Genomic DNA, 657 nt, shown 5'->3' on the forward strand with positions numbered 1-657 from the left:
CCCAATGGTGATGGAGGCGGCGTTAGTCTTGCGGTGCTTAGTCGGTGTTTTGCTCATCTTGAGAAGTATCAGTTCCGGGGAAACGCCTTCTCATTCCTACTGGTTAGGCATTTGTTTGTTGTAGGAAAGCGTAAGCTATTCTGATTGTGCCGTATCCGAAAAGTACAACTGAACCTAAATCTGAAAAAGCAGATGGCCAAGTCTGATTGGAAAACCATGAGCTCGCTCTGTATCTCTTCGTAGTCTCGAATGAATCATTCGTTTCTCCTAGGTAGAGATATCCCATTGCAATCTTGTACAAGAAAACTTGTAGAATTTGTAAGAAAGCGCCTCCAAGAAAAGTCGCGAATACGATTGTTCCGATTTCCTTTTCTAATATTACTTTGGCAAACTTCTCCTGAGTCGCGAAAAGGAAGGGAACGCCTATTCCGTAGGCCATGAGCCACGTCCTCAAGGTCGCGGCGAATTTGGCGTAAGGTTCGAAATAGAGGGAATCAGCCTGGTTCTTTTCTTTGGAGTGCTCGGTTTCTGGATTCATATTTTTCTGCCTAACAGTCAAAGATATCGTGCGAGTTTACGAGTCCCGATTATCGAGCTGTTGTGTGGAGGCTGGCGAGCCTGAAAGCGAAATCCTGAAGCCAAGCCCTTCTGTTTCTA

1 protein-coding gene is annotated in these 657 nt (G+C 45.5%); it reads right to left on the reverse strand.

From position 1 onward, the window contains the following. Positions 1-103: 103 nt before the first annotated feature. A complete protein-coding gene (locus IE065_RS17870) occupies positions 104-538 on the reverse strand; it encodes a hypothetical protein (protein WP_189517694.1) in 435 nt (144 codons plus the stop codon). Positions 539-657: the final 119 nt, after the last annotated feature.

Source organism: Cerasicoccus arenae (assembly GCF_014651635.1).
Classification (GTDB): Bacteria; Verrucomicrobiota; Verrucomicrobiia; order Opitutales; family Cerasicoccaceae; genus Cerasicoccus; species Cerasicoccus arenae.

Coding starts and splice junctions, on each gene's coding strand:
- IE065_RS17870 (WP_189517694.1), bottom strand. CDS start 538: ATGAATCCAGAAACCGAGCACTCCAAAGAAAAGAACCAGGCTGATTCC.